Annotated in this window: 6 protein-coding genes; 5 read left to right on the forward strand and 1 reads right to left on the reverse strand. The window is 59.2% G+C overall.

The window, feature by feature from the left end:
* Nucleotides 1-285: hypothetical protein (locus EPO09_RS03480; protein WP_290640182.1), on the forward strand; the 285-nt coding region annotated here is incomplete at its 5' end.
* Nucleotides 286-290: 5 nt separating this feature from the next.
* Nucleotides 291-1,175, forward strand: a complete 885-nt coding sequence (locus tag EPO09_RS03485) for a LysR family transcriptional regulator (RefSeq protein WP_290640184.1) — start codon at nt 291-293, stop codon at nt 1,173-1,175.
* Between the two features lie 550 nt (nt 1,176-1,725).
* Here the strand turns inward: EPO09_RS03485 and EPO09_RS03490 are convergent.
* On the reverse strand, nt 1,726-2,028 hold the full coding sequence (locus EPO09_RS03490) for a helix-turn-helix domain-containing protein (RefSeq protein WP_290640186.1): 303 nt from the start codon (nt 2,026-2,028) through the stop codon (nt 1,726-1,728).
* A 75-nt stretch (nt 2,029-2,103) separates the two neighbouring features.
* Between EPO09_RS03490 and EPO09_RS03495 the strand changes: the two genes are divergently transcribed.
* From EPO09_RS03495 to EPO09_RS03505, 3 genes are all read left to right on the forward strand, one after another.
* Nucleotides 2,104-2,523, forward strand: a complete 420-nt coding sequence (locus tag EPO09_RS03495; RefSeq protein ID WP_290640188.1) for a hypothetical protein — start codon at nt 2,104-2,106, stop codon at nt 2,521-2,523.
* 485 nt (nt 2,524-3,008) lie between these two features.
* Nucleotides 3,009-4,754 (forward strand): class I SAM-dependent DNA methyltransferase, encoded by a 1,746-nt coding sequence (locus EPO09_RS03500; protein WP_290640190.1) that lies wholly within the window; start codon nt 3,009-3,011, stop codon nt 4,752-4,754.
* Nucleotides 4,751-5,711: type I restriction endonuclease subunit S (locus EPO09_RS03505; RefSeq protein WP_290640192.1), on the forward strand; the 961-nt coding region annotated here is incomplete at its 3' end. The genes EPO09_RS03500 and EPO09_RS03505, both read left to right, overlap by 4 nt.

The following is a 5,711-nucleotide window of genomic DNA, read 5'->3' on the forward strand; positions in this document are numbered from 1 at the left end:
ATGCCCACCTGCCCTGCCGTGGGCATGTTCCTGAACCTGCCTTCCGGTCAACGCTACTTCTTCACCGGCGACACCACCTGGACGATCGAAGGCCTGCAGAAGCCGGCGGATCGCTCCTGGGCCTTGCGGCATGTGGTGCACGTGGACCACGACGAAGCCGCCAACCAGGCTGCCATCGTGCAGGTGCACCGCCTCATGCAGCGCTTCCCTCAGTTGACCGTGGTGCCGGCCCACGATGAGAACGTGATCAAGACGCTGCCGCACTTCCCGCAATTCCAGGAGTGAGTGGCGTGAACCTGCGCAACCTCAAGTACTTCTGCTCGGCCTATGAAGCGGGCTCGACCGTGGCTGCGGCCAGGCTGTGCCACGTCACCCAGCCGGTGATCTCCAACGCGATCGCGCAACTGGAAGAAGAACTGGGCACGCGCCTGTTCACCCGCCAGCAACGCGGCCTGGTGCCCACGCCTGCTGCCATCCGCTTGTTCAGACTGGGTGGCAAGCTGCTGGCCGATGCCCAGGCCATTGTCGAGACCTTCCAGGATGTGGCCACCCATCCCCGCCTGAGCCTGCACATCCACCCGACGGTGAGCGTGGCCCATGTGCGAAAGCTCATACGCCACCTCAAGCAGACGCTCACGCACCTGGAGCTGGCCGTGCTGGACGACCCGCAAGCCGCCGATGCCCAATTGACGAGCCAGGGCTGCGCTGCGCCGGGCCAGGCCTTCATGCCGCTGTGGGAAGAGCAGTACGCCTTGCTGGTACCCGCCGAGCACCCGCTGGCCGTGAAAGAAGACCTCTGCCTGCAGGATCTGCACGGCGTGGCCTTCATCGAGCGCACCCAGTGCGAGCTGGCCGGCTACTGGCATGCTGGCCTGAGCCAACACCAGATCGTGCCTGATGTGCGCGCCCGCGTGGACAGCCAAGAGTGGGCGCTGGGCCTGGTGGCCGCCGGGGTGGGCGTGACCATGGCGCCGCTGCACCCCATGCTGATGATGCCAGGCCACCGGCAGGAAGGCATCGTGGTGCGCTGCGACTTGCGCGAACTGCAAGGCGCCAGCCGCGTGGTGGGCCTGGCCTACGACGCCCACGCCAGCACCGCGCAGGAAAACGGCACCCTGGCCGAGGTGTTGCGCGCATGCGAGCCCTGGGGTCAAGCTGTGGCGCTGGCCGACTGAGGTGGTGCGGGCTGGCCCTACAATGGCGGGCTTATCTCAGGGGGCCGTTAGCTCAGTTGGTTAGAGCAGAGGTTAACCGTACCGGTAACAGTTACCGGGTGTTGTTTCCCTAGGAAAGCTGCTTGGTAACAGTTTTCTCGGCCTCGGCGGAATGAGTGAATCGATTAGAATTGTTACCGTGTGGGCCGTTAGCTCAGTTGGTCAGAGCAGAGGACTCATCTAATTTATGGTGACCTTTGCGCGAAAGCGCAAATGGAAAAACCGGGTGAACTCAGGAAACCCGTCAGTCAGTACAACTGGCCCGGCAATCCTGAGCCAAGCTCACCGAAGGCAGGTCGAAAGATCGGTAGGTGAGAAGGTGCAGAGACTAGGACGTGAGGAGCCAATCCAATAACCGTCCCGCGAGCGCCCGGCGCCCTAACATGCGGAGTATTCCGTGATGAGGGTGATGAGATAGTCCAGGGAGCAGGGAAACCTGCACAAACCGGAATCCTTTGGTCGTTGGTTCAAGTCCAACACGGCCTACCACACCCCCCCCAGTCGGCTGCGTTCACGAGCGAGTGTTGCTCGGCGTTGCCTTCTTCTGCAGCCGCCGATTGAGTGCAGCAATCGCTTCAATCTCAGCCTCAAGCCCTAAGGCGAACTCTGGCAGTGATGTGCCTAGAGCCTTGAGCCATGCGCGAAGCTCAAGGACATCCAAGCGACGGACTCCCCGCTCCACCTTGCTGATATCGCTTTGCGTAACGTCGAGGCGCATCGCCAAATCCGCCTGAGTTACGTTGTTGTTCTGACGTAGCTCTCGCAATAGCGACAGCAGCCGATCCTGTTGTTCTGTGTGAAGAGACTTTTGCATAGAGCACCGAAGTGCGCTAAGCATTAAGTCGAACTTAGAATATGCGAAATTGGACTATTTGAAGTGAGTTTTTGAATGTTTATGACGCATGCCGCGCTAGAGCAGGCTGTTCCCCTTTCGATGCTTCCACCTGGCGCTAGGGTCTGGCGCACGGTTGAACTCTCATTGAGGTCGCCCTGGTTCCTTGTCGTGGTTGAAGATCCATTGGAAGAGGTTATTCGAGACCTACTGTTGTCCAGTGAAGTGGAGTTGGAGGAGCTCATCCAAGCCTGTCCCAACGCGATCAAACGTGTTGAGATCGTGTCTCCACATTGCGACGAACCTCGGTGGGCGATGCATAAGGTCAAGAAGATCTGGAAAAGGGCGGAACCATCTGGCTTCACGCAATGGATCTATGAACATGACGACGGCACCAAAGCCTATTGCCCGCCGTGTTCCACAGTTGAGCGTGAGGAGATCTATGCTTCGGCAGAGCAGTTCCTTGAACTCGCTTAGGCTTGGAACGTGGTCTACGCAACTGCAATTCAAGCTTAGTAAAAAATGGCAGACCTAGGCGATCACCGACCACCTGCGGAGCAGGTATGTACAGTTGTCAAGGCAGCTGAAATCGTGTCGCGATGGCCTGTCTGTGACCAGGCCAAACAAGCGCTCACACAGGATCACTGGCAGTCCGTTTGCCATGTCGACTACTGGTTATCTGTCTGGTCGAGCCAAGAGAGCACTGACAGATGGATGAGTGCCCCTAACGCCTACTTTGGTGGGCGCAGTGGCTATGAGTGCGTCGGCGAGTCACCCGATGTGATCGAGCGCATTGCTGGGATCTTGCTAGGCGCCGCCGCTTGTGGGTACACATGAACCATATGAAATGAGGACGTGGGGGCGTTGTCCGTTGAAAGGACCTTTTGAATGCCAAATCTGCGTCGGTTCGACTGGCATACTTGACTGCAATATGGCCAAACTCTGGCCAAGCAATTAGAACCATGAACCAACAGGCCCTCTCCGCATTCATCTGGTCCGTCGCCGACCTGCTCCGTGGCGACTACAAGCAATCTGATTACGGCAAGGTCATCCTACCTTTCACCGTGCTGCGCCGCCTCGACTGCGTGCTCGAAGCCACCAAGTCCGCGGTCCTCAAAGAGCTGGAAGCCAAGGCCAAACTCGGCGTGAACCCCGAGCCCTTCCTGCTCAAGAAAACCAAGCTGAAGTTCTTCAACCAATCGCCGCTTGACTTGCCCAAACTGCTGGGCGACCCAGACCACATCGCCCACAACCTGTTCACCTATGTGCAGGGCTTCTCGGCCGATGTGCGTGACATCTTTGAGCACTTCGAGTTCCAGGCCCAGATCGACCGCCTGGCCAAGGCTGGCCTGCTCTACCAGGTGGCCGAGAAGTTCGCCCAGATCGACCTGCACCCCGAGGCCGTCAGCAACATGCAGATGGGCCTGGTGTTCGAAGAGCTGATTCGCAAGTTCGCTGAAATCTCGAACGAAACCGCCGGGGAACACTTCACCCCGCGCGAGGTGATCCGCCTCATGGTCAACCTCATCTTCGTGGAAGACGACGAGGTGCTAGCCAAGCCTGGTGTGGTGCGCACCCTGTACGACCCGACCGCTGGCACGGGCGGCATGCTCAGCGTGGCCGGCGAATACCTGGCCGAGCTGAACCCCCAGGCCCGCCTCACGGTGTACGGCCAGGAGCTGAACCCCGAGTCGCACGCCATCTGCAAGGCCGACATGCTCATCAAGGGGCAAGACGTGGCCAACATCGCCTTTGGCAACACGCTGAGCGACGACGGCCACCCCACCATGAAGTTCGACTACATGCTGGCCAACCCGCCCTTTGGCGTGGAGTGGAAAAAGGTCGAAAAGGAAGTGCGCAAGGAGCACGAGCAACGCGGCTTTGACGGCCGCTTCGGCCCCGGCCTGCCGCGTGTGTCAGACGGCTCCATGCTGTTCTTGCTGCACTTGCTCAGCAAGATGCGCCCCGCCAAAGATGGGGGCAGCCGCTTCGGCATCGTGCTCAACGGCTCGCCCCTGTTCACCGGCGGAGCGGGCAGTGGCGAAAGCGAGATCCGCCGCTACGTGCTGGAAAACGACCTGGTCGAGGCCATCGTAGGCCTGCCCAACGACATGTTCTACAACACCGGTATTGGCACCTACATCTGGGTCTTCAGCAACCGCAAGCCCAAGGCGCGCCAAGGCAAGGTGCAGCTGATCGACGCCAGCGGCATGTGGCAAAAGATGCGCAAGAGCCTGGGCAGCAAACGCAAGGAGCTGAGTGATGCCCACATCGACCACATCACCCAGCTGTTTGGCCGCTTTGAAGAGGCCACTGACGACGAAGGCAAGCCCATCAGCCGCATCTTTGCCAACGAGGCCTTTGGTTACCACACCATCACCGTGGAGCGCCCCCTGCGCGATGCCGACGGAATGGTGGTGGTGGGCGAGAAGGGCAAGCAAAAAGGCAAGCCCCAGCCCGACTCAAGCCTGCGCGACACCGAGAACGTGCCCTTGACGGAAGACGTGGGCGACTACTTCAAGCGCGAGGTGCTGCCCCATGCACCCGACGCCTGGATCGACCCGGACAAAACCAAGGTGGGGTATGAGATCCCGTTCAACCGGCACTTCTATGTGTTCAAGCCACCGCGCCCGCTGGCCGAGATCGACGCCGACCTGAAACGCACCACCGACCGCATCCTGGACATGATCAAGGGGCTGTCGGCATGAGCTTTCCGAGGTATCCGGCGTACAAGGACAGCGGGATTGAATGGATCAAGGTAGTGCCCACGCACTGGTCCATCATGCCGATGTACTCAGTTGTCGACGAGTGCGATGAGCCCAACGTTGGGATGAAGGAGAACAACCTTCTTTCATTGAGCTATGGCCATATCGTCAACAAAGACATCAACTCAAACGATGGCCTGTTGCCTGAATCATTTGAGACCTATCAAGTGGTTGATCCCAACGACATCGTTCTGCGACTTACAGATCTGCAGAATGATCAGCGTAGCCTACGATCAGCCATCGTGAAAGAAAGAGGGATCATCACCTCCGCGTATTTGGCCGTGCGACCTCGCGCTATTACGCCGAGTTACCTTGGGCATCTCTTGCGGGCGTACGACCTGACGAAAGTCTTCTACTCGATGGGGGGAGGGCTTCGGCAGTCAATGAAATTTGCCGACCTCAAGCGCATGCCTGTGATCGTTCCACCGGCAGAGGAACAGGTGCGAATTGCGGGGCTTCTCGACCGCGAAACCGCCAAGATCGACGTCCTGGTGGCCGAGCAAGAACAGCTCATCACCCTGCTCAAGGAAAAGCGCCAGGCCGTCATCTCCCATGCCGTGACCAAGGGGCTAGACCCGTCGGTGCCGATGAAGGATTCGGGCGTCGAGTGGTTAGGTGAGGTGCCGGCGCATTGGGATGTCAAGGCCCTCAAGTTCGTTGCAACAGTGCAGACCGGGGTAGCTAAAGGCAAAGACAACACGGGCAAAGAAACTGTCGTAGTCCCATACCTTCGGGTCGCCAATGTCCAAGATGGCTATTTGGCTTTGGACGACATGGCCGAGATCGAGATTCCCTCATCCGACTTGCCTCGTTACCTGCTGCGAAGCGGTGATGTCCTGATGAACGAGGGCGGAGACTTTGACAAGCTTGGTCGTGGGCATGTTTGGCGTGCCGAGATCG

The sequence above is a fragment of the Aquabacterium sp. genome (assembly GCF_004297345.1).
GTDB lineage: Bacteria > Pseudomonadota > Gammaproteobacteria > Burkholderiales > Burkholderiaceae_C > Aquabacterium.

What these genes read in the sequence shown, in the direction of transcription:
- EPO09_RS03495 (WP_290640188.1), top strand. Translation starts at nt 2,104, where the DNA reads ATGTTTATGACGCATGCCGCGCTAGAGCAGGCTGTTCCCCTTTCGATG.
- EPO09_RS03490 (WP_290640186.1), bottom strand. Translation starts at nt 2,028, where the DNA reads ATGCAAAAGTCTCTTCACACAGAACAACAGGATCGGCTGCTGTCGCTA.
- EPO09_RS03500 (WP_290640190.1), top strand. Translation starts at nt 3,009, where the DNA reads ATGAACCAACAGGCCCTCTCCGCATTCATCTGGTCCGTCGCCGACCTG.